The sequence below is a fragment of the Streptomyces sp. NPDC054786 genome, from assembly GCF_053611685.1.
Genome location: NZ_JBSHAW010000002.1, coordinates 38,288 through 57,152 on the forward strand (window position 1 = coordinate 38,288; position 18,865 = coordinate 57,152).

20 protein-coding genes are annotated in these 18,865 nt (G+C 69.8%); 14 read left to right on the forward strand and 6 right to left on the reverse strand.

Annotated features, from left to right (window positions below):
- Nucleotide 1 precedes the first annotated feature (1 nt).
- Nucleotides 2–808 (reverse strand): AraC family transcriptional regulator, encoded by an 807-nt coding sequence (locus ACWGI6_RS02445; RefSeq protein WP_453265771.1) that lies wholly within the window; start codon nucleotides 806–808, stop codon nucleotides 2–4.
- 122 nt (nucleotides 809–930) lie between these two features.
- Between ACWGI6_RS02445 and ACWGI6_RS02450 the strand changes: the two genes are divergently transcribed.
- The 3 genes from ACWGI6_RS02450 (at nucleotide 931) to ACWGI6_RS02460 (ending at nucleotide 3,384) form a co-directional block, all read left to right on the forward strand.
- Nucleotides 931–1,617 (forward strand): TIGR03086 family metal-binding protein, encoded by a 687-nt coding sequence (locus tag ACWGI6_RS02450; RefSeq protein WP_453265772.1) that lies wholly within the window; start codon nucleotides 931–933, stop codon nucleotides 1,615–1,617.
- A gap of 301 nt (nucleotides 1,618–1,918) precedes the next feature.
- On the forward strand, nucleotides 1,919–2,530 hold the full coding sequence (locus ACWGI6_RS02455; RefSeq protein ID WP_453265773.1) for a cupin domain-containing protein: 612 nt from the start codon (nucleotides 1,919–1,921) through the stop codon (nucleotides 2,528–2,530).
- The gene (locus ACWGI6_RS02460) at nucleotides 2,527–3,384 is read left to right on the forward strand and encodes an SDR family NAD(P)-dependent oxidoreductase (RefSeq protein ID WP_453265774.1); all 858 of its coding nucleotides are present in this window, start codon (nucleotides 2,527–2,529) and stop codon (nucleotides 3,382–3,384) included. The genes ACWGI6_RS02455 and ACWGI6_RS02460 overlap by 4 nt, the downstream gene beginning before the upstream one ends.
- 119 nt (nucleotides 3,385–3,503) lie before the next feature.
- On the opposite strand, the gene ACWGI6_RS02465 is transcribed toward ACWGI6_RS02460, so the two are convergent.
- Nucleotides 3,504–4,055: a hypothetical protein gene (locus tag ACWGI6_RS02465; protein ID WP_453265775.1), complete on the reverse strand. Its 552-nt coding sequence runs from the start codon at nucleotides 4,053–4,055 to the stop codon at nucleotides 3,504–3,506.
- A gap of 306 nt (nucleotides 4,056–4,361) precedes the next feature.
- On the opposite strand from ACWGI6_RS02465, the gene hemL reads away from it, so the two are divergent.
- From hemL to ccsB, 7 genes are all read left to right on the forward strand, one after another.
- Nucleotides 4,362–5,687 (forward strand): glutamate-1-semialdehyde 2,1-aminomutase, encoded by a 1,326-nt coding sequence (hemL, locus tag ACWGI6_RS02470; RefSeq protein WP_453265776.1) that lies wholly within the window; start codon nucleotides 4,362–4,364, stop codon nucleotides 5,685–5,687.
- A 58-nt stretch (nucleotides 5,688–5,745) separates the two neighbouring features.
- Nucleotides 5,746–6,426 carry a histidine phosphatase family protein gene (locus ACWGI6_RS02475; RefSeq protein ID WP_453265777.1) on the forward strand — a complete coding sequence of 227 codons (681 nt, stop codon included), beginning with the start codon at nucleotides 5,746–5,748 and terminating at the stop codon, nucleotides 6,424–6,426.
- A 146-nt stretch (nucleotides 6,427–6,572) separates the two neighbouring features.
- Nucleotides 6,573–7,802, forward strand: coding sequence for a hypothetical protein (locus ACWGI6_RS02480; RefSeq protein WP_453265778.1), 1,230 nt, complete (start codon nucleotides 6,573–6,575; stop codon nucleotides 7,800–7,802).
- A 77-nt stretch (nucleotides 7,803–7,879) separates the two neighbouring features.
- Nucleotides 7,880–8,494, forward strand: coding sequence for a TlpA family protein disulfide reductase (locus tag ACWGI6_RS02485; protein ID WP_393906485.1), 615 nt, complete (start codon nucleotides 7,880–7,882; stop codon nucleotides 8,492–8,494).
- A 4-nt stretch (nucleotides 8,495–8,498) separates the two neighbouring features.
- Nucleotides 8,499–9,260 carry a cytochrome c biogenesis CcdA family protein gene (locus ACWGI6_RS02490; protein WP_453265779.1) on the forward strand — a complete coding sequence of 254 codons (762 nt, stop codon included), beginning with the start codon at nucleotides 8,499–8,501 and terminating at the stop codon, nucleotides 9,258–9,260.
- 3 nt (nucleotides 9,261–9,263) lie between these two features.
- Nucleotides 9,264–11,066 (forward strand): cytochrome c biogenesis protein ResB, encoded by a 1,803-nt coding sequence (resB, locus tag ACWGI6_RS02495; RefSeq protein ID WP_453265780.1) that lies wholly within the window; start codon nucleotides 9,264–9,266, stop codon nucleotides 11,064–11,066.
- On the forward strand, nucleotides 11,063–12,157 hold the full coding sequence (ccsB, locus tag ACWGI6_RS02500) for a c-type cytochrome biogenesis protein CcsB (protein ID WP_453265781.1): 1,095 nt from the start codon (nucleotides 11,063–11,065) through the stop codon (nucleotides 12,155–12,157). The genes resB and ccsB overlap by 4 nt, the downstream gene beginning before the upstream one ends.
- Before the next feature lie 113 nt (nucleotides 12,158–12,270).
- Here the strand turns inward: ccsB and ACWGI6_RS02505 are convergent, their stop codons facing one another.
- The 3 genes from ACWGI6_RS02505 to ACWGI6_RS02515 form a co-directional block, all read right to left on the reverse strand.
- Nucleotides 12,271–13,698: an alkaline phosphatase family protein gene (locus ACWGI6_RS02505; RefSeq protein WP_453265782.1), complete on the reverse strand. Its 1,428-nt coding sequence runs from the start codon at nucleotides 13,696–13,698 to the stop codon at nucleotides 12,271–12,273.
- Nucleotides 13,699–13,912: 214 nt separating this feature from the next.
- A complete protein-coding gene (locus ACWGI6_RS02510; protein ID WP_453265783.1) occupies nucleotides 13,913–14,443 on the reverse strand; it encodes a DUF4291 domain-containing protein in 531 nt (176 codons plus the stop codon).
- Entirely contained in the window at nucleotides 14,371–15,054 is a 684-nt protein-coding gene (locus tag ACWGI6_RS02515; protein WP_453265784.1) for a hypothetical protein, read from the reverse strand. Before ACWGI6_RS02515 ends, ACWGI6_RS02510 begins: the two co-directional genes overlap by 73 nt.
- A 187-nt stretch (nucleotides 15,055–15,241) precedes the next feature.
- Between ACWGI6_RS02515 and ACWGI6_RS02520 the strand changes: the two genes are divergently transcribed.
- Complete coding sequence (locus ACWGI6_RS02520) at nucleotides 15,242–16,162, forward strand: phosphotransferase enzyme family protein (RefSeq protein WP_453265785.1); 921 nt, start codon at nucleotides 15,242–15,244, stop codon at nucleotides 16,160–16,162.
- A 6-nt stretch (nucleotides 16,163–16,168) separates the two neighbouring features.
- Here ACWGI6_RS02520 and ACWGI6_RS02525 read toward each other — a convergent pair whose 3' ends face one another.
- Complete coding sequence (locus ACWGI6_RS02525; RefSeq protein ID WP_453265786.1) at nucleotides 16,169–17,542, reverse strand: sporulation protein; 1,374 nt, start codon at nucleotides 17,540–17,542, stop codon at nucleotides 16,169–16,171.
- Nucleotides 17,543–17,776: 234 nt separating this feature from the next.
- Here ACWGI6_RS02525 and ACWGI6_RS02530 point away from each other — a divergent pair, with 234 nt between their 5' ends.
- The 3 genes from ACWGI6_RS02530 to ACWGI6_RS02540 all read left to right on the forward strand — a co-directional run bounded on the left by ACWGI6_RS02530 (nucleotide 17,777) and on the right by ACWGI6_RS02540 (nucleotide 18,677).
- The gene (locus tag ACWGI6_RS02530; protein ID WP_453265787.1) at nucleotides 17,777–18,073 is read left to right on the forward strand and encodes a hypothetical protein; all 297 of its coding nucleotides are present in this window, start codon (nucleotides 17,777–17,779) and stop codon (nucleotides 18,071–18,073) included.
- Complete coding sequence (locus ACWGI6_RS02535; protein ID WP_453265788.1) at nucleotides 18,052–18,408, forward strand: hypothetical protein; 357 nt, start codon at nucleotides 18,052–18,054, stop codon at nucleotides 18,406–18,408. The genes ACWGI6_RS02530 and ACWGI6_RS02535 overlap by 22 nt, the downstream gene beginning before the upstream one ends.
- An 80-nt stretch (nucleotides 18,409–18,488) precedes the next feature.
- Nucleotides 18,489–18,677 carry a hypothetical protein gene (locus tag ACWGI6_RS02540; RefSeq protein WP_453265789.1) on the forward strand — a complete coding sequence of 63 codons (189 nt, stop codon included), beginning with the start codon at nucleotides 18,489–18,491 and terminating at the stop codon, nucleotides 18,675–18,677.
- Nucleotides 18,678–18,865 lie beyond the last annotated feature (188 nt).

The following is an 18,865-nucleotide window of genomic DNA, read 5'->3' on the forward strand; positions in this document are numbered from 1 at the left end:
GTCAGCGCCCGTACGCGGTCGGCGGGACCCCGACGGTGGCGGTGACATCGCGGATCAGATGCGCCTGATCGCTGTAGCCCAGGTCGGCGGCGAGCGCGGCCCAGTCGACCTCCGCACCGGACGCGGCGCGCTCCAGGGCCTCGTGCACCCGGTAGCGCAGCAGCACCCACTTGGGGCTGACCCCGACGTATCCGGCGAACAGCCGCTGCAGGGCCCGTACGGACATGCCCTCGGCCCGCGCGAAGTCCGCGACCCGCCGGATCGAGCGGTCCGTGCGGATCCGGTCCGCCAGCCCCATGGCGAGGTCGGTCTGCGCGAGGATCCGTGGCCCGGCCCGTAGGCGAGGGATCAGAAAGGCGTCGAGCGCGGCCACCCGGGCGTCCTCCTCGTCCGGCTCCAGCACGGTGGCCGCGGCGTCGGAGTCGTCGAACGCCGTCGCCAGCGGCAGCCGGCGGTCCGTCCAGTCCGTGGCGGGCCGCTCCGGGGTGAACGGCCGGAAGCCGCCGGGCCGGAACTGCACCCCGCACACCCGCCCGCGCCCCGCCAGCTTCTGTGCGAACAGCTCCAGCCCGACGCCCGCGACCTCACCGAAGCCGGGTCGGCCGGCGTACCGCTGGAAGACGAGGTTCACGCACGGGTGCGGCACGACATGGGTGGCATACGGCTCGGAGAGATCCCAGTCGATCAGCCAGTAATGCTCGACATAGGGGCGCAGCGGTGCGGCGGGGGTGCGGCGGCGGAACTGCACCCGCGTGAAGAGTCCGGGGGCGTCGACGATGCCCCGGGTGTCGCGCCGTGGAGCGGCCATGCCGGGATTTTAGGGCGTGTCCGCACCTCCCGCCCGGCTCGTGCGGACAGGCCTCACCGGCCGCGCCGGGCCTGTCGCATTTCTTCAAGCCGCCCCCGGCAGTGGCCCGTAGCGTCATCGCTATGACCGACAAGCAAGACATTCCGGATGAAACACTCGCGAGTGAGCCGGCCCGGGTGACCGAACCGTCCCCTGTGGCCCCACCCACCGACCCGACCGAACCGGCCACCGCGCCCCCGTCGATCAGCGCACTGCTCGACGCGGCGGCCGAGGCAGCGCTCCCCGTACTGCGCGGGGTGCGCGACGGCCAGCTGGGGCTGCCGACGCCGTGCGCCGAGTACGACGTAAGGGGGCTGCTCAACCACCTCTTCCACGTGGTCGTCGCCTTTCAGACACTGGCCGCCAAGAAGGACACGGACTTCCGCACCACTCCCGACCGGCTCGGCGAGTACGGGGTGCGCTGGCCCGACCGGTTCGCTGAGGAGACGGCGCGGCTGGTCGAGGCGTGGGCGGTGCCGGGCGCGGAGGACGGCCTGACCGGCGGAATGAATCTGCCGGCCCGGACCGTCGGCGCGATGGTGCTGCTGGATCTGACGGTGCACGCCTGGGACGTGGCGCGGGCGACCGGCCTGCCGTACGCGCCGGCCGCCGGGTGCGTGGCCGAGCTGCGGACACTGGTCGCACAGATGGCCCCGACGGCCCGGAAGATGAACGTCTTCGCCGAGCCGGTCCCCGTTCCGCCCGGCGCCTCCGGCCTCGATGCGCTGCTGGCGGAGACGGGCCGCGACCCGCACTGGACGACCGGCTGACGGACAGCGGACGGCCGGGGCGCGGGGACGCCGGCGCGCCGGGCGGGACGTGGGCAAGGCGCCGGGGCGAAGCGGCTGACGGGGAGCTGGGCGGTCCGTGGGCGGTCCGTGGGCGAGGCGCCGGGCGAGACGGCTGACGGGGAGCCGTGCGGGCACGACGTCTGACGGGCCGTCGGCCGTCGGCTCGGACAGTTGGCCTGATGGTGCCCGCACCGCGCCGCCGTTCGACCCTGATCCCCAAGACACGCCCTACGCTGGATACCCACCGGCAGTCGGCGGACGAGGGGGAGGCAGCCCGCAGATGGACGAGCAGCGGAGGTCCCGCGACCGGCTCCCCGAGGCGCTGATCGATTTCTACGGGCTGGCGCCGCTGCCCCGTGAGGGCGGGCGGTTCCGGCCCACATGGGCGGGGCCCGAGCGCGCCGACGGGCGGCCCGAGGGCTCGGCGATCGTGATGCTGCTGACCGACGAGCCGGGCGACTTCTCCGCCCTGCACCGGCTGCCCACCGACGAGATCTGGCACTTCTACCGCGGCGATCCGCTCACCCTGTTCCTCCTCCCGGAGGGCGGCGGCGCCCCGGACGGCAGCGGTCCGGAGGGCGGCGGCGCCTCGGACACCGGCGGTCTCCCCGAGGGCGGCGCACCGGACACCGGCGGCCTCACGGAAGGCGGCGGCCCGGCCCGTACGGTCGTCCTCGGACCGGACGTCCTCGGCGGGCAGCACGTCCAGTTCACGGTGCCGGCCGGTACGTGGATGGCCGCCGAAGTGGCCGACGGCGGCTCCTGGACACTCTTCGGCTGCACGATGGCGCCCGGATTCACCTTCGAGGACTACGAGCACGGGGACGCCGCCGAACTGGCCGCGCGCTTCCCCCAGGAGGCAGCGCGGATCACCGCCCTGAGCCGACCATGACCGAGCCGACCACGACCGACCCGACCACGACCGACCCGACCACGACCGACCCGACCACGACCGAGACCGTGTCCGAGGCCACCGGCCGCCCCCCTCTCCCCGACCTCCACGGCCAGGTCGCCCTCGTGACCGGCGCCGCCGGCGGCATCGGCCGCGGGATCGCGCTGCGGTTCGCCGCCGCGGGAGCCGCCGTCGTGGCGCACTACCGTACGGGCGCCGAGGCGGCGCTGGCCCTGGTCGAGCGGATCGAGGCGGACGGCGGGAGCGCGCTGGCGCTGTGCGCCGATCTGGCCGTCGAGGAGGAGTGCCACCGTCTGGTGACCGAGGCGGCCGGCTGGCGCGGGCGGCTGACCGCGCTGGTGAACAACGCGGGGGTGCAGCCGACGCAGGAGCTGGCGGCGATGTCGCTCGCCGACTGGCGGGCGGTGGCGGACGTGAATGTGCACAGCGTCTTCGCCTGCACGCAGGCCGCTGCGGCCGTGATGCGGGCGGGCGCAGGAGGGTCGGTGACCCATATCGCCTCGATCGAGGCGGACCGGCCGGCGCCGCAGCATGCCCACTACTGCGCGTCCAAGGCGGCGGTGGTGATGCATGCACGCGCGGCGGCGCTGGAGTACGGCGCGTACGGCATCCGCGTCAACAGCGTCTCGCCGGGCCTGATCGACCGTCCCGGCCTGGCCGAGGACTGGCCGGAGGGGGTGCGCCGCTGGCAAGCGGCGGCGCCCGCCGGGCGGTTGGGCACGCCGGAGGACGTGGGCGATGCCTGTGTCTTCCTCGCCTCGCCGATGGCGTCCTGGATCACCGGGCACGATCTGGTCGTGGACGGCGGTGTCTCGGCCCGGCCCACGTGGTGACGGGCACGGCCCGCCCGATGCGGTGACCGGCGGGTCCCGGCTCGCTGGAGAGCGGCTCGGGCCGGGTCTCTCGGATCGGCGCGGGCCCGCGCCGCGCCCGGCGCCGTCGCGCTGAACCGTTACGGCCAGACCAGGCAGTACGCCTGGTGCCCCGCCTCGTGCAGCCGGTGGCTGAAGTCCTGCCATTCGTGCAGCAGCTGGTAGACGGTGAAGGCGTCGCGCGGACCGCCGCGGTCGGGAACGGTGGACCAGATGAAGGCGGCCGCGCCGACCGACTCCTCGCCGACGCCGCGCAGCGGGTCGACCACGGTCATCGGGAGCTTGACGACGGCGTAGTCGGGGTGGAGGACGACCAGTTCGAGCGGCGGGACCTTATGGAGGGGTATGCCCTCGATACCGGTGAGGACCATGGCGGCCATCGTCTCCGGCTTGATCTTGGAGAACATACCGCCCATACCGAGCTCGTCGCCGCCGAGTTCCTCGGGGCGCATGGAGATCGGTACCCGGGCCGCGGTCGCGCCGTTCGGCGCGCCGAAGTACTTGTATGTCACCCCCATGCGGCCGCCTCTGACTTCCCCGCCCGTGGATTCCTCGCGCCGGTGACGGCCGCGCTGGGCGCGCTCGGGACCCCGGTCATTGGTTCCCTCGCCCAGTTCGCCACCGCGATGCATATCTCCACCCGACCACTCGCAGCCCCAGCCGCGCAACCCGATCATCGTCTCAGAGACCTCCCCCGTCACCGGCGCGTGAAACGCCCGGCCGCACGCCCCCGTGCGCCTCTGAGACCATTGCTTGCGTGACTTACTCGTACGTCGGCCCAGTTTCGCAGACGAGTGGGGGCTGACGCCCGGTCGAAAGCGAGAGGAATCAAAAAAGGAGCGAGAGTGAACCGAGCGGCGCCCACAGGCGTATCGCGAGGAAGCTCCCCGCACCCCTAGTCAGCCGGGCCGCGTCCGTGCGCCGCCCACCCGCCGTTTATGCAGGTCAGGATCACAGTGTCTTTTCCGTATGAAGCCCCTGTTTCGCAGTCGCTGTTCGACCGTGCGTCCGCCGTGACGCCGGGCGGCGTCAATTCTCCGGTGCGGGCCTTCCGGGCCGTGGGCGGTACGCCCCGGTTCATGGTGTCCGGCACCGGTCCGTACCTCACCGACGCCGACGGCCGTGAGTATGTCGACCTCGTGTGCTCATGGGGGCCGATGATCCTCGGCCACTCGCACCCCGAGGTGATCGCCGCGGTCCAGGAGGCGGTCGCTCGCGGTACGTCCTTCGGTACGCCCGGCGCGGGCGAGGTCGAGCTGGCCGAGGAGATCGTGGCCCGGATCGAGCCGGTCGAGCAGGTCCGGCTGGTCTCCAGCGGCACCGAGGCGACGATGTCGGCGATCCGGCTGGCGCGCGGCTTCACCGGCCGGCCGAAGGTGATCAAGTTCGCGGGCTGCTACCACGGGCACGTGGACGCGCTGCTGGCCGCGGCCGGTTCGGGCGTGGCGACCTTCGGGCTGCCCGACACGCCGGGGGTGACGGGGGCGCAGGCCGGCGACACGATCGTGCTCCCGTACAACGACATCGAGGCGGTGCGGGCCGCATTCGCCGCGCACCCGGGCGAGATCGCCTGTGTGATCACGGAGGCGTCGCCGGGCAACATGGGCGTGGTGCCGCCGCTGCCGGGCTTCAACCAGGGCCTGAAGGATCTGTGCGCCGGCAACGGTGCGCTCTACATCTCCGACGAGGTGATGACCGGCTTCCGCGTCAGCAAGGCCGGTTGGTACGGGATTGATGGGGTACGTCCGGATCTGATGACCTTCGGCAAGGTCATGGGCGGCGGCTTCCCGGCCGCGGCCTTCGGCGGCCGCGCGGACGTCATGGCGCATCTCGCCCCGGCCGGCCCGGTCTACCAGGCAGGCACCCTGTCCGGGAACCCGGTCGCCACCGCCGCGGGCGTCGCGCAGCTGCGGCTGCTGGACGATGCCGCGTACGGCGCGGTCGACGCGGTCTCGGCGGAGGTGCGGAGCCTGGTCACCGCCGCGCTGGCGAAGGAGGGCGTGGCGCACCGGCTCCAGGTCGCGGGGAACATGTTCTCGGTCTTCTTCACGGATGCCGACGTGACCGACTACGACGGCGCCAAGGCGCAGGAGTCGTTCCGCTTCACCGCCTTCTTCCACTCGATGCTGTCGCAGGGCGTCTACCTCCCGCCGTCCGCCTTCGAGTCGTGGTTCCTCTCGACCGCGCACGACACGGCGGCCGTCGAGCGGATCGCCGCCGCACTGCCGGCCGCCGCACGGGCCGCGGCCCTGGCGACGGCCTGAGGACACCTCCGGCGCACGGGCCGGCGACTGCTTGCCGACGACTGAATGAATGGGTGACATGAGCAGCGAAGACATCACCGTCGTGCATCTGATGCGGCACGGCGAGGTGCACAACCCCGACGGCGTCCTCTACGGGCGCAGGCCCGGCTATCACCTCTCCGATCTGGGGCGGGAGATGGCCGACCGGGTGGCGGAGCATCTCGCGGAGCGGGACATCACGCATGTCGTCGCCTCGCCGCTGGAGCGTGCGCAGGAGACCGCGACGCCGATCGCCGGTGCGCACGGTCTGGAGCTGGCCACCGACGAGCGGCTGATCGAGGCGGCCAACGTCTTCGAGGGGAAGACCTTCGGGGTCGGTGACGGCGCGCTGAAGAAGCCGGGGAACTGGAAGTACCTCACGAACCCGTTCCGGCCGTCCTGGGGCGAGCCGTACCTGGAGCAGGTCGTGCGGATGATGGCGGCGCTGGGTGCGGCGCGGGACGCGGCGCGCGGGCGCGAGGCGGTGGCGGTCAGCCATCAGCTGCCGATCTGGATCGTGCGCAGCTTCGCGGAGCGGCGGCGGCTGTGGCACGACCCGCGGAAGCGGCAGTGCACGCTGGCCTCGCTGACGTCGTTCACCTTCCACGGCGACAAGATCATTTCGGTGGGGTACAGCGAGCCTGCGCGCGACCTGGTTCCCTCCCATCTTCTGGCGGGCGCCAAACCCGTCAAAGGAAAGGCCAAGGCTTTCGGGGCCTGACGGCGCATCACTTGGCGGAACGTCAAGTCAAAGCAAAATGAAATATCCAAGCGAATAACTCGGAACCCCGACGCTCGACATGCCCTCCTCTCCATTGTCCGTTTATATGGATATTGAGTTCGGCGAGCACGGATGGGGTCGAGGGTATGCGCGCGATCAGTCGGCGAAACCTGCTGGGTATGGGAGTTGGGGCAGCCGCGGCGCTGGGCGTCGCCGGCTGCTCGTCGACGGACTCGGATAACGCGGGGGCGGACAAGCAGCGCGTCAAGGGCTCGGTCCAGGCGCGGGCGAAACTCATCGGTGACGGTTCGACAGCGAATTCCGGCACGCAGCCCCATCAGCCCAAGGCACCCGAACGGCTCGAACCCGGCCAGACCCCGCCGCAGTTCGTGGTCTTTTCCTGGGACGGGGCCGGAGAGGTCGGCAACGGCCTCTTCCCCCGTTTCCTCAAGCTCGCCAGGGACCACGGCGCGGCGATGACCTTCTTCCTCTCCGGCCTGTATCTCCTGCCCGAATCCCAGAAGCATCTCTACAACCCGCCGAACAACAAGCGGGGCGCCTCCGACATCCCCTACCTCAGCGACGACCACATCAAGGAGACGCTGAAGTGCGTGCGGGAGGCCTGGCTGGACGGCCACGAGGTCGGCACCCACTTCAACGGGCACTTCTGCGGCGAAGCCTCGACCTCGGTCAAGCACTGGACGCCCCAGCAGTGGCAGTCCGAAATCGACCAGGCGATGGACTTCGTCACGACGTGGCGCACGAACACCGGCTTCACCGACCTCGAACCGCTGCCGTTCGACTACCGCAAGGAATTGGTCGGCAGCCGCACCCCCTGCCTGCTGGGCCAGGAAAACCTGCTGCCCACCGCCAGGAACCTCGGCTGGCGTTATGACGCCAGCTCGCCCGGCGGTATGCAGATGTGGCCGAGGAAGAAGATGGGCCTCTGGGACTTCCCGCTCCAGCTGATTCCGTTCCCGGGCCACCGATTCCAGGTGCTCTCGATGGACTACAACATCCTCTTCAATCAGTCGAAGCACTCCACGACGGCTCCGCCGGTCAACTACCCGGGCTGGCGGCAGCAGGCCACCGACGCATACATTTCCGGTTTCCGCCGGGCGTACGAGACCAATCGCGCGCCGTTCTTTATCGGCAACCACTTCGAGCAGTGGAATGGCGGCATCTACATGGATGCCGTCGAGGAAGCGCTCAAGCACATTGCCAACGAGCAGAACAGAGATGTCCGCCTGGTGTCGTTCCGGCAGTTCACCGACTGGCTCGACGCACAGGATCCGCAGGTGGTGAGCAAGCTCCAGCAGCTTCCCGTCGGAGAGCGGCCGAACGACGGCTGGAAGTCGTATTTGGCAGCCGCCTGACATGTACTGCCGGGCCGCGCCGGGCCGTCGGAGGGGGGCGCGGAAGATCCGGAATTGGCCCATGCGAAACTTTTCACATGAGTGCCTGCCGCGCCCCACGCCGCCTCACGAGCCGCCGCCGCATCACCCTGCTCGCCGCAGGGGCGGCGGTCGCGTCGCTGACGCTCAGCGCCTGCGGCGACGGCGCCTCCGGCGGCTCGTCCCAGACCCGGTTCGTCCAGGGCAAGAACGGCATCGACACCGTCAAGAAGGACGAGCGGCAGCCGGCACCCGATCTTGCCGGTGAGACCACCACCGGCAAGAAGCTGGACGTCGCCGACTACAAGGGCAAGGTCGTCATCCTCAACGTCTGGGGATCATGGTGCGGCCCCTGCATCGCCGAGGCACCGAACTTCGCCAAGGTCGCGAACGAGACCAAGGCCAAGGGCGTCCAGTTCGTCGGGATCAACACCCGCGACTCCGAGAAGTCGCAGGCCACCAGCTTCGAGGAAGAGCACAAGGTGCCCTACCCGAGCCTGTTCGACCCGACCGGACGGCTGATGCTGCGCTTCCCCAAGGGCAGCCTCAACCCGCAGTCCATCCCCTCCACGATCGCCATCGACCGGCACGGCAAGATCGCCGCCCGCTCGATCGGACCGCTCGCCGAGGACGATCTGCGCAAGATGGTCGCCCCGCTGATCGCCGAGAAGTGATCACGTGATCACGCTCGCCGCCGCCGCGGAAAACCAGACCGTCCTCAACGGCACCCTGCTCGCCGCCGTCCCCATCGCGCTCGTCGCCGGACTCCTGTCGTTCTTCTCGCCCTGCGTCCTGCCCCTGGTACCGGGCTATATGTCGTACGTCACCGGCGTCACCGGCAGCGACCTCGGCGAGGCCAGGCGCGGCCGGATGCTGGCCGGCGCCACGCTCTTCGTCCTCGGCTTCACCGCCGTCTTCGTCTCCGGTGGTGCGCTCTTCGGGTTCTTCGGCAAGAACCTTCAGGAGTACAAGGACGTCATCTCGCGCGTCCTCGGCGTACTGATGATCCTGCTCGGGCTGGCGTTCGCCGGTGTCCTGAAGCGCTTCGGACAGCGCGAACTGCGCTTCCACATGAAGCCCGCCATGGGCCTGGCCGGCGCGCCGGTGCTCGGGGTGCTCTTCGGCGTCGGCTGGACGCCGTGCCTGAGCCCCACCTTCGCCGCCGTCAGCACCCTCGCCTACTACGACGCCAGCGCCGGCCGCGGCGCCCTGCTCACCGTGGCGTACTGCCTGGGCCTGGGCCTGCCGTTCATCGTCGTCGCGCTGGCCTTCCGCCGGGCGCTCGGCGCGTTCGGCTGGGTCAAACGGCACTATCTGTGGGTGATGCGGATCGGCGGCGGGATGATGGTCGCCCTCGGCATCCTCCTCGTCACCGGCATCTGGGACAGCCTGATGTCCGAGCTCCAGAGCTGGACGCAAAGCTCCACCGTTGGGATCTGATTGATGTCCACCAAGACCGACACCCCCCGCGACCCGGGCCCCGCGGCCGACGCGGGCAGCGATCTCGGCGCGGCCGGATCCCAGCTCTCCACCGCGCCCACGGAAGACATCACCTTCCCCTCGCTCGGCCCCCTCGGCTGGGTGCGCTGGTTCTGGCGGCAGCTGACCTCGATGCGGGTGGCGCTGCTGCTGCTCTTCCTGCTGTCGATCGGCGCGATCCCCGGCTCGCTGATCCCGCAGACCAGCGTCGACCCGACCAAGGTCGACCAGTTCAAGGCCGACCACTCCACCCTCGCGGGCATCTACGACAAGCTCGGGATGTTCCACGTCTACAGCTCGGTGTGGTTCTCGGCGATCTATCTGCTGCTGTTCATCTCGCTGATCGGCTGCATCGTGCCGCGCAGCTGGCAGTTCGTCGGACAGCTCCGCGGCCGCCCGCCGGCCGCCCCGCGCCGGCTGACCCGGCTGCCCGCGTACACCACCTGGCGCACGGACGCGGCACCCGAAGAGGTCCTCGTCGCGGCGGGGCGGCTGCTGAAGAAGCGGCGCTTCCGCGCCCACCGGTCCGGCAGCGCGGTCGCCGCCGAGAAGGGCTATCTGCGCGAGGTCGGCAACCTCGCCTTCCATGTCGCGCTGATCGTGATGCTGGTGGCGTTCGCCGTCGGCGGCCTGTGGAAGTCCGAGGGCAACAAGCTCGTCACCGAGGGCGACGGCTTCGCCAACAGCCTCACGCAGTACGACGAGTTCAAGTCGGGACCGTTCTACGACACCGACGACATGGAGCCGTTCGGCTTCAAGCTCGACCGTTTCGACGCGACGTACGAGCGGACCGGGCCCCAGCGGGGCACCCCGCGCACCTACCGGGCGCAGATCTCCTACTACCTGGGCGCGGACGGCAAGCAGCACAAGACCGCGATCGAGGTGAACAAGCCCCTCGACATCGCCGGCAACAGGGTCTACCTGCTCTCGCACGGCTACTCGCCCGTCGTCACCGTCAAGGACGGCCGCGGCAAGACCGTCTACCACGGCGCGACGGCCTTCCTGCCCGCGGACCCGAAGAACCTCACCTCGACCGGCGTGGTGAAGGTACCCGGGGCGCAGACCAAGGACGGCAAGCGCAACCAGCTCGGCTTCCAGGCCATGTTCGTCCCGACGTTCGGCGGCCGCGGCACCGGCTCGATGTTCTCGCAGTTCCCGGCGCTGGACTTCCCCGTGCTCTCGGTGAACGCGTACCACGGTGATCTGGGCCTGGACTCCGGCCTGCCCCAGAGCGTCTACAAGCTCGACACCAAGCGCCTCAAGAAGTACCAGGACGGCAAGGGCGGCATCCTCAAGAAGATGCTGCTGCCCAAGGACCGCGTGGAGCGGCACGCGGGCTCCAAGAACAAGGCGGCCGTACGCGCCGCCGAAGAGCAGACGACGATGAAGCTGCCGAACGGCGAGGGCTCGATCACCTTCGACGGCGTCAAGGGCTGGGCCAGCTTCAAGGTCTCCCACCAGCCCGGCAACGGCCTGGCGCTGACCGGCGCGGTCACCGCGCTGCTGGGCCTGGCCGGGTCGCTGTTCATCCAGCGCCGCCGGGTGTGGGTCCGGGCGGAGCCGGGTGCCGATGGCGTCACCGTCGTCGAGATGGCCGCTCTCGGCCGCAGCGAGTCGGCCCGGCTGCCGGAGGAACTCGCCGGTCTCGCCGGGGAGCTGTGCCCCGATGCCCCGCCCGCCCCGGCCACCGCCCCCGACACCGAAGACCCCGCGGAGCCCACCGACTCTGACGGACCTGCTGACCCCTCCGAAGGAGCGCGCGCGTGAACATCGCGGCCGCAGCCAACGAGACACTGGCGCACAACAGCAACCTGCTGGTCTATTCCGCGATGGCGGTCTATACGCTCGCCTTCCTCGCGCACATGGCCGAGTGGGTGTTCGGCAGCCGCAGCAAGGTCGGCCGCACCGCCGCCGCCCTGACCGCCCGGGCCAAGGCGCCCGTGACGGTGTCCGTGCAGTCCGGAGCAGGCGCAGGAGCCACCGGGACGGCCGTGCTGGAACGGCCCACGGTCGTCACCAAGTCCGTCACCGGCAGCCGCGATGTCCCCGACGGGCCGGGCGCCGCCGGCGACACCGAGAAGGGCGACCTCTACGGGCGGATCGCCATCTCGCTGACCGTCCTGGCCTGGGCGCTGCACGTGGGCGGCGTCCTCACCCGCGCCCTGTCCGTCCAGCGTGCCCCCTGGGGCAACATGTACGAGTTCTCCACGACCTTCGCCGCGGTCGCGGTCGGCCTCTACCTGCTGCTGCTCGCATGCAAGAAGAAGGTCCGCTGGATCGGGCTGCCCCTGGTCACCACCGTCCTGCTCGACCTCGGGCTGGCCGTCTCGGTGCTCTACACCGCCAGTGACCAGCTGGTGCCCGCGCTGCACTCGTACTGGCTGTGGATCCACGTCAGCTGCGCGATCATCTCCGGCGCGGCCCTCTACCTCGGCGCCGTCTCCACGCTGCTCTTCCTCTTCCGAGACTCCTACGAGGCCAAGCTCGCCGACCCGGCGGGCAAGCAGCCCGGCGCGTTCGCCTCGTCCGTACTGGACCGGCTGCCCTCGGCCGCCTCGCTGGACAAGTTCGCCTACCGCGTCAACGCCACCGTCTTCCCGCTGTGGACGTTCACCATCATCGCCGGCGCCATCTGGGCCGAGGCCGCGTGGGGCCGCTACTGGGGCTGGGACCCCAAGGAGGTCTGGGCCTTCATCACCTGGGTCGCCTACGCCTGCTATCTGCACGCCCGCGCCACGGCCGGCTGGAAGGGCCGCAAGGCCGCCTACCTGGGCCTGATCGGGTTCGCCTGCTACCTGTTCAACTACTACGGCGTGAACATCTTCGTGACGGGTCTGCACTCCTACGCGGGAGTCTGACCCGCACACCCCGCGGTGCCGTACGGGACGCCTCCTCGCGAGGCCGGCCCGTACGGCACCGTCGTTTCAGGGGGAGAGGCGGCAGGCCCCGGGGCGGGTCCGCACAGTCTGTCCTACCGCCGCCTGCGCCGGCCGCGCTCCTGACGCGGCGGCTGCTGCCCCGCGCCCGGCAGCGTCGGCTTCGGCAGATGCGCCACCTCCCACTGCGCCTCGACCAGCTGCTCGGCGGTGTCGCGGGGCAGCCGCGGCGGGCGGTGCGCCCGGTGGCCGAAGCCGAACGCGGAGGTCAGATCGCCGAAGGCGTCCCGTCGCCAGTCGCTGATGTTGGGCTCCGCCACACCCGTCCAGCACTCCAGGAACTGCAGCACCGAGGTGTGGTCGAAGGGGTCGCCGGCGGCCCAGCCGCCCACCGTCCACGGCGAGATGATCAGACACGGCACCCGGAAGCCGCCGCCGATCGGCAGGCCCTGGACGAACTCGTCCTTCGTCCCCGGGGGCGGCACCGGCGGCGGCACATGGTCGAAGAGGCCGTCGTTCTCGTCGTAATTGAGGATGAAGACGGTCTTGGCCCACACCCTCGGGTTGGACGCGATCGCCTCGATCTTCTGGGCGACGTAGTCGGCGCCCGCGGCCGGCAGATAGTCCGGGTGCTCGGACTGGTGACTGGTGGGGATCAGCCAGGAGACGGCCGGCAGCCGGTCGCCCCGGGCGTCGTCCTCGAAGGTGCCGGCCGGCTGCGGCCGCATCCCGCGCTCGTAGAGCGACTGGCCGGGCTGGGCGTCCCGGAACGTCTGGAACTGCTCCAGGAGGTTGCAGCCGTAGTCGTCCTCCTCCTGGTAGACCTTCCAGCTGATGCCGGCCGCCTCCAGCCGCTCGGCGTAGGTCGTCCAGCGGTACGGCTTGGGCGCGGTGTTGTTCAGCACCGGACCGCCCTGTGTGCCGCCCGGGTCGAGGGTGCCGGTCATCCAGTACAGCCGGTTGGGCCAGGTCGGGCCGAAGACCGAGCAGAAGTAGTTGTCGCAGAGGGTGAAGGCCTCGGCGAGGGCGAACTGGAAGGGGATGTCCGCGCGGGTGTGATAGCCCATGACGTACGGACCGTTGATGCCGTCGGCCTTGCGGTGCGCGGGCAGCCAGCGGTCCATCTTGCCGCCGTTCCACGCCTCGTGCTGCACGGACCAGGCATGGCTGGTGGAGGGGATGGCCTGGGCGCTGGTGGTGTGCGTGTTGAGGCGGAACGGCAGCAGATAGCCGTCCGGGTTCTGCGCGTCCGGCTGGTGGAAGACGGACCGGCCGTCCGGCAGCGTCAGCGCGTCCGGGTCGGCGAAGCCCCGGACGCCGCGCAGAGTGCCGAAGTAGTGGTCGAACGACCGGTTCTCCTGCATCAGCATCACGACGTGCTCGACGTCGTGCAGCGAGCCGTGCCGCGCGGGTCCGGCGGCGACGGCCTTTTGCACGCTGGGCGGCAGCAGCGACAGCGCGGCGGCGCCGCCGACCGCGCCGGCCGCGGAGCCGAGAAGTCTGCGTCGGGTCATGTCGGGCATATGTGCCACTCTCCCTGAGTCGCGTGAGCCCTCAGTGGGCCGACTTGACTGTGGCGGCGGCTGAGTTTCCCGGGCAGGGGGAGGTTGCTGAACGATGCATCAATTGGCTGTGAACGATCGAGAGTTGGCCGGGGGACGCTACGTCCCGTACGCCACACGAACCAGTGCCCGGCGGACCGCGCGGCGGCCGGAATTACGCGTTTGTGAAGGCACCTCAGGACACGCGGCCGAGCCCAGGAGTTCCCCCGGGTGCCGGGTAGGGCCGCTCCTCGGGCAGCAGCGCGGCGGCCGCCGCGGTGTCCCCGGAGCGCACCAGCGCACGGATCTCATGGGCCAGCGGGGTGACGTCCGTGATGGCCACCGTCCACTCGTCCGCGTACCGCCGCGACGCCTCACCCGACAGGCCCAGCTGCAGCGACCGGTACGCCAGCGGCCGCAGCCCCAGATCCCGCTCCGGGTCCCACTGCACCCGCGCCGGCGCCCCCTTCAACTGCCGCTGCCAGGCGTCGCGGTCGGGGTGCTCGTCCCGGTCGTAGTGCGACAGACAGGCATGCCCCAACGCCCAGTCGAACCCGGCCCGCTCGATCTCGATCGCCAGCACGGTCTCCTGGTCGGCCTTGGCGCCCCAGCCGCAGCGGTACATCATCCATAGGAAGGACGGCTTGATCCATGTCAAGCATTGTTCGTAGTCCTTTCTGGATCCGGTGCGCACTGCGAGTGACCTTGGCCCGTCCTGCGTGTCCACAGTGAAATGTCGCTGCTCGTCGCGACGGCGATGGTCTGCCCGGAGGGTGAGAAGCCGGCTGCCCGGAATTCGGAGTAGTTCGAGTGGAAGATGTGCCACCATCGCTCGCCGTGGGGACCGGAGTGAGGCAGCCCGCCGTCACGGGAGAGCAGGATCCGATCATTCGGCCACGCCGGGGTGACGACCTCCAGATACCAACCGTCTGCGGTGGTGGTGTGGAGTCCTCCGCCGAAGAGCCCTGCTATGTGCACCCGGCTTCCGGTGATCGGCCCCAGGCCGGGGCAGGACAAGTCCGGCGCGCTGTCGGGAGTCTCGTCCTCGGGGTCGGGTTCGCGGTCCCTGGCGATCTTCTCCCCAGTGACGGCGTCGAAGAGGCCGTGACCGTCGCGTGAGACGACCATCACCAGATCGCGTCGGTCCTCGGGATGCGACGCGAAGCCGATTCCGAGGAGCCCGCCGACGGGGACAAGGGCAACGGATCGCCAGGGTTCGGGTGCGGGCACAACGGGGGCTGCAAGGAGCCGTTCCCGCATCGCCTGTTGGTAGGCGGAGAGCTTTGGCTCAAGATCTGGCATCTCGACCGGGGTTATCTTCTCCGTTGACTTCGTCACGGCCTCATGATCCACGCTTCGGCGCGCTTGCCCAGAGGGTTGCCCCAAGAGCGGTCGCTCGACATGCCCCGGCCCCGTCTGCCGTCACTGCCCGCGGGTACGGTCGCCTTGATGTCTGTTGCCGGCCGCTGCCTGCCTCGGCGGTCTGCGCTACCGGGTTGGCGGTGTTGAGGGAGTGGATACGGGCATGCCGTCTGATGCTGAGCGGAGCACAGGAGAGGGGTTCACGTCGGGCGCCGCTACACAGGTGTTGGCCGCGGCGTGTCGACGGGCGGGGCTCGACGGTGACGGAGCGCGCCTGATCCGCCTGGGGGAGAACGCGCTGTTCCGGCTGGCTGCCCACCCTGTGGTGGTGCGGATCGCCCGGTCGGCCGAATACCTGGACTCGGCCCGGGGCGAGGTTCAGGTGTCGCGCTGGCTGTCGCGCGAGGGCTTCCCCGTGACACGCGTGGTCGATGACCTGGAGCAGCCCATGGTCGTCGACGGACATCCGGTGACGTTCTGGCACCTGATCGAGGAGGGGGCCCGCAAGGCGACGTACGAAGAGCTGGGCGCGGTCCTCCGTGATCTGCACTCGCTCAGCCTGCCGGACACGCTGAACCTGCCTCCGTACCCCGTCCTGGACCGGACCGACCGACGGATCAACGCTGCGGTCGACATACCGGAGGATGACCGGGCGTTCCTGCGGAAGCGCGCACGTGAGCTGCGGGACCGTGTGGCGGACCTTCGGTTCGAGTCCGAGAAGGGGCCTGTACACGGGGACGCTCACGTGCAGAACCTGATGGTGGACCGGAATGATCAGGTGATCCTGATCGATCTGGAGCGGTTCAGCTTCGACCACCCCGAGTGGGACCTGATGGTCACCGCCACCGAGCATCACAGCCTGGGGTGGCAGACCAAGGAACAGTACGGCGCCTTTGTCGGCGCCTACGGGCGGGATCTCCGTACCTGGTCGGGCTTCTCCACCCTCCGCGCAGTGCAGGAATTCAACATGACGACATGGCTCATGCAGAACGTGTCCGAGAGCGACGAGACGGCTGCGGAGTACGCCCGTCGGATCTCCTCGCTCCGGAACGAGGACGCGCCGCGCGACTGGCACCCGGGGTGACCTCGGCTACTCGTCGCCCAGTCGGTTCATGGCGTCCCGTACCTGCCCGCTGAACTGCTGAATGGCAGGGTGCGTCCCGTACGCGGTCACCTCACGTTGGAAGTCGCCCACGTACCGCTGGAACCGAGCGGACTCCAGAGCATCCCCGGCATCGACGGCGAGGCCGGCGGTCGTCACAGCAGCGTCAAGGTCGCCGTTCAGCAGCTGGCTCTGGGCGAGCACCATGCGGCAGAACCCGAGCGTACGGGCGTACTTAGGGTCAGTGAGTTCGACAGCGCGTTCGGCGAAGTGGACGGCTTCGGCACCCTGCCCGAGGTCGCGGAAGCAGTGGCAGAACTCCCCGATCAGCTCGGCTTCATCCATGTACGAGAGCCATTCCGGATCGTCTGCGCTGTCGGCACGCTCGAAGAACCTCTCGGCCTCGCTCATCGCGCGGGCAGCACCCTTGTGGTCCTGCGCTGTCGAGAGGGCGCGCGCCTCATGGGCGGAGAACAGCGCCATCGCACGGGGCGTGGAGGCGGCCTTGCCACCTTCCACCGACGCGCGGGCCAGCGTCAGAGCCCGGGGCACCTGGCCCAGGTAGTTGGCCTGGTGGCTCATATTGGCCAGGATGCGCGCGCCCATCATGCGGTCGCCCGCCACCTGGGTCAGCCGCAGCGTCGAGAGCATGTAACGGTCGGCAAGGGCATGGTTTCCGCTGTCGTATGCGGTCCAGGCAAGTAGCTGTGACATCTCCGTTGCGGCCTGGAACAGCGCCTCGCCCACCTTGGCGCTGTAGCTGGCTCCCAGCAGAGGCAGCACGTCTTCCCGGAAGTAATGCCGGAACGCCTTGTGCGCGTGTCCGCCGCCGAACTGGAAGTCCAACTGCATGAAGAACCCCGCTGCGGTCCGGATCGCGGCGACGTCACGCATGCCGACCCGGCGAGTGGCGGGGGCATCGGTAGGTACGCCGTCCGGGCGGGAGACAAGCCAGGAGAGGGCGGCGGAGTGCACGTCCGTGTCCGGGAGCTGGGGCTCGTCCGACGGACCGTCCTCCGGACGCTGGTGCGTAAGGCCGTCAAGGACATTCAGCGTCTCGGCCAGTGAGGCGGCGTAGCCCATGCCGACCGCGGGAGTGGGGGCCGGCGCGGCACCGGGGAATCCCAGATCTTGCGACGTGACCCTCCGCCGTAACTTGTCGCTCAGTGCCTCGGCGACGAAGCCGGCTGTCTGCCGCTGGATTCCGTTCCCGTCCAACCATCGCTGAACGGCGACGTGGGTTGTCCCGAGGTGTTCGCCGTGCCGCTGCGCGACCTCCCGGACTCGTTTGGCCAGTCCCTTGTTCGAGGCTCCGGCCTCCGCCATGACTGCGGCCAACTTGCGGTTCGGTTCTCTGCTCACGTTCTGAGCACACCCCGCGGGCGTCACGTCAAGTGTTCATCGTGTCACACCAGATGCGGCCGAGGGGGTTCGTCGCGAACCCCCTTGAGCGATTTCGCGAACCCCTCGTGTGCACGTGAACTCCCCTATGAACGCTGCCTCTTGGCCAAAGTCGGTCGTTGACTGTCGAGACAAGACCCCGGCGGTGCGTGACGGCACCCCGGGGCATGGCCAACCTGATGGAAGCAGGTCGACATGCGGAACCATATCGGCAGGGTTTTCGAGTTGCTGCTGAAAGCCTTACTGCCCGCACCGGGGCACCATCGCGTGGTGGGAACGAGCCCGGTAGTGGGCTGCGCGGACACGCCGACGATGAGCCTGAGCCTGCCGCGGGTCCCTGATCCGTACGTCTGGCGCCCGATCCGCGGCGAGGACGTTCAGCTCGTCCGCCCCTATCTCGTCGCCTACGAGCGGCAGATGCAGCGCCGGGCGGAGTCTGACCGCTGCGTCGGCTCGATGTGTGCCTCCCAGTGGATGGCGGTGACATTGTGAGCGCCCAACCGCGTCTGCTCCCCTGGCCGGGCCCGGCCGGTCAGCGCTCCTACCTGGCCACCGACGACGGCAATAGCCCTCTCTCACAGCTCGCCGACGAAATGGAAGAGGTCCAGCTCCAAACGGGCGCCGAGCTGCTCGACCACGCGGCGAAGATGCTCGAAAACCAGAAGGCCAACGCCCTGGAACTCCGATTCCTGAGTGCCCGGTTGTGTGAGGCACTTCGGGACGCGTTGACGGTTGCTGAGAGCAGGGGTGGACGGCTGCCCTTACCCGATGGCGAGGAGGCCGAGCCTGACAAGCCGCCGACATCTGCCAACGGGACAAACGGATGAGCCGGACGGCGCGCGAGGCACAGGGATGGGAACTCGCACCGGTAGCGAGCAAATCCGTGAGCCGTGAATCGGATGGAGGGATGGCGCTGACCCTCCAGATCACCCGCCATGGGGAGCCGGTCGCCGCTGCTCCGCTGCGGCTGACCGTAGCTGAGGCGGAGCGGGTCCACGCTGCGCTCTGCCATGCGCTCGACCAAGAGCCCGCGCCAGGTGATGCGCCGGACTGCCGCAAGCCGATTCAGTACCCCGGTGGCCGACAACGCTTCTGACCTCTGCCGATCTGCGACCGGGCAGAGGCGTCACGCACAACAACCGCAGACATGACGCCGGACCACCCCTCAAACCCTGGCAGGCGCGGGATGGTCCGACAGGGGATCGTTCCCAAACGATCACGAACCCCGGTGCCGATGGCACCGGGGCCCTCGTCGTTTCCTCCTACGGCGTGGCCCGGCAAGGA

What these genes read in the sequence shown, in the direction of transcription:
- ACWGI6_RS02445 (WP_453265771.1), bottom strand. Translation starts at nt 808, where the DNA reads ATGGCCGCTCCACGGCGCGACACCCGGGGCATCGTCGACGCCCCCGGA.
- ACWGI6_RS02450 (WP_453265772.1), top strand. Translation starts at nt 931, where the DNA reads ATGACCGACAAGCAAGACATTCCGGATGAAACACTCGCGAGTGAGCCG.
- ACWGI6_RS02455 (WP_453265773.1), top strand. Translation starts at nt 1,919, where the DNA reads ATGGACGAGCAGCGGAGGTCCCGCGACCGGCTCCCCGAGGCGCTGATC.
- ACWGI6_RS02460 (WP_453265774.1), top strand. Translation starts at nt 2,527, where the DNA reads ATGACCGAGCCGACCACGACCGACCCGACCACGACCGACCCGACCACG.
- ACWGI6_RS02465 (WP_453265775.1), bottom strand. Translation starts at nt 4,055, where the DNA reads ATGCATCGCGGTGGCGAACTGGGCGAGGGAACCAATGACCGGGGTCCC.
- hemL (WP_453265776.1), top strand. Translation starts at nt 4,362, where the DNA reads ATGCAGGTCAGGATCACAGTGTCTTTTCCGTATGAAGCCCCTGTTTCG.
- ACWGI6_RS02475 (WP_453265777.1), top strand. Translation starts at nt 5,746, where the DNA reads ATGAGCAGCGAAGACATCACCGTCGTGCATCTGATGCGGCACGGCGAG.
- ACWGI6_RS02480 (WP_453265778.1), top strand. Translation starts at nt 6,573, where the DNA reads ATGCGCGCGATCAGTCGGCGAAACCTGCTGGGTATGGGAGTTGGGGCA.
- ACWGI6_RS02485 (WP_393906485.1), top strand. Translation starts at nt 7,880, where the DNA reads ATGAGTGCCTGCCGCGCCCCACGCCGCCTCACGAGCCGCCGCCGCATC.
- resB (WP_453265780.1), top strand. Translation starts at nt 9,264, where the DNA reads ATGTCCACCAAGACCGACACCCCCCGCGACCCGGGCCCCGCGGCCGAC.
- ACWGI6_RS02505 (WP_453265782.1), bottom strand. Translation starts at nt 13,698, where the DNA reads ATGCCCGACATGACCCGACGCAGACTTCTCGGCTCCGCGGCCGGCGCG.
- ACWGI6_RS02520 (WP_453265785.1), top strand. Translation starts at nt 15,242, where the DNA reads ATGCCGTCTGATGCTGAGCGGAGCACAGGAGAGGGGTTCACGTCGGGC.
- ACWGI6_RS02530 (WP_453265787.1), top strand. Translation starts at nt 17,777, where the DNA reads ATGCGGAACCATATCGGCAGGGTTTTCGAGTTGCTGCTGAAAGCCTTA.
- ACWGI6_RS02540 (WP_453265789.1), top strand. Translation starts at nt 18,489, where the DNA reads ATGGCGCTGACCCTCCAGATCACCCGCCATGGGGAGCCGGTCGCCGCT.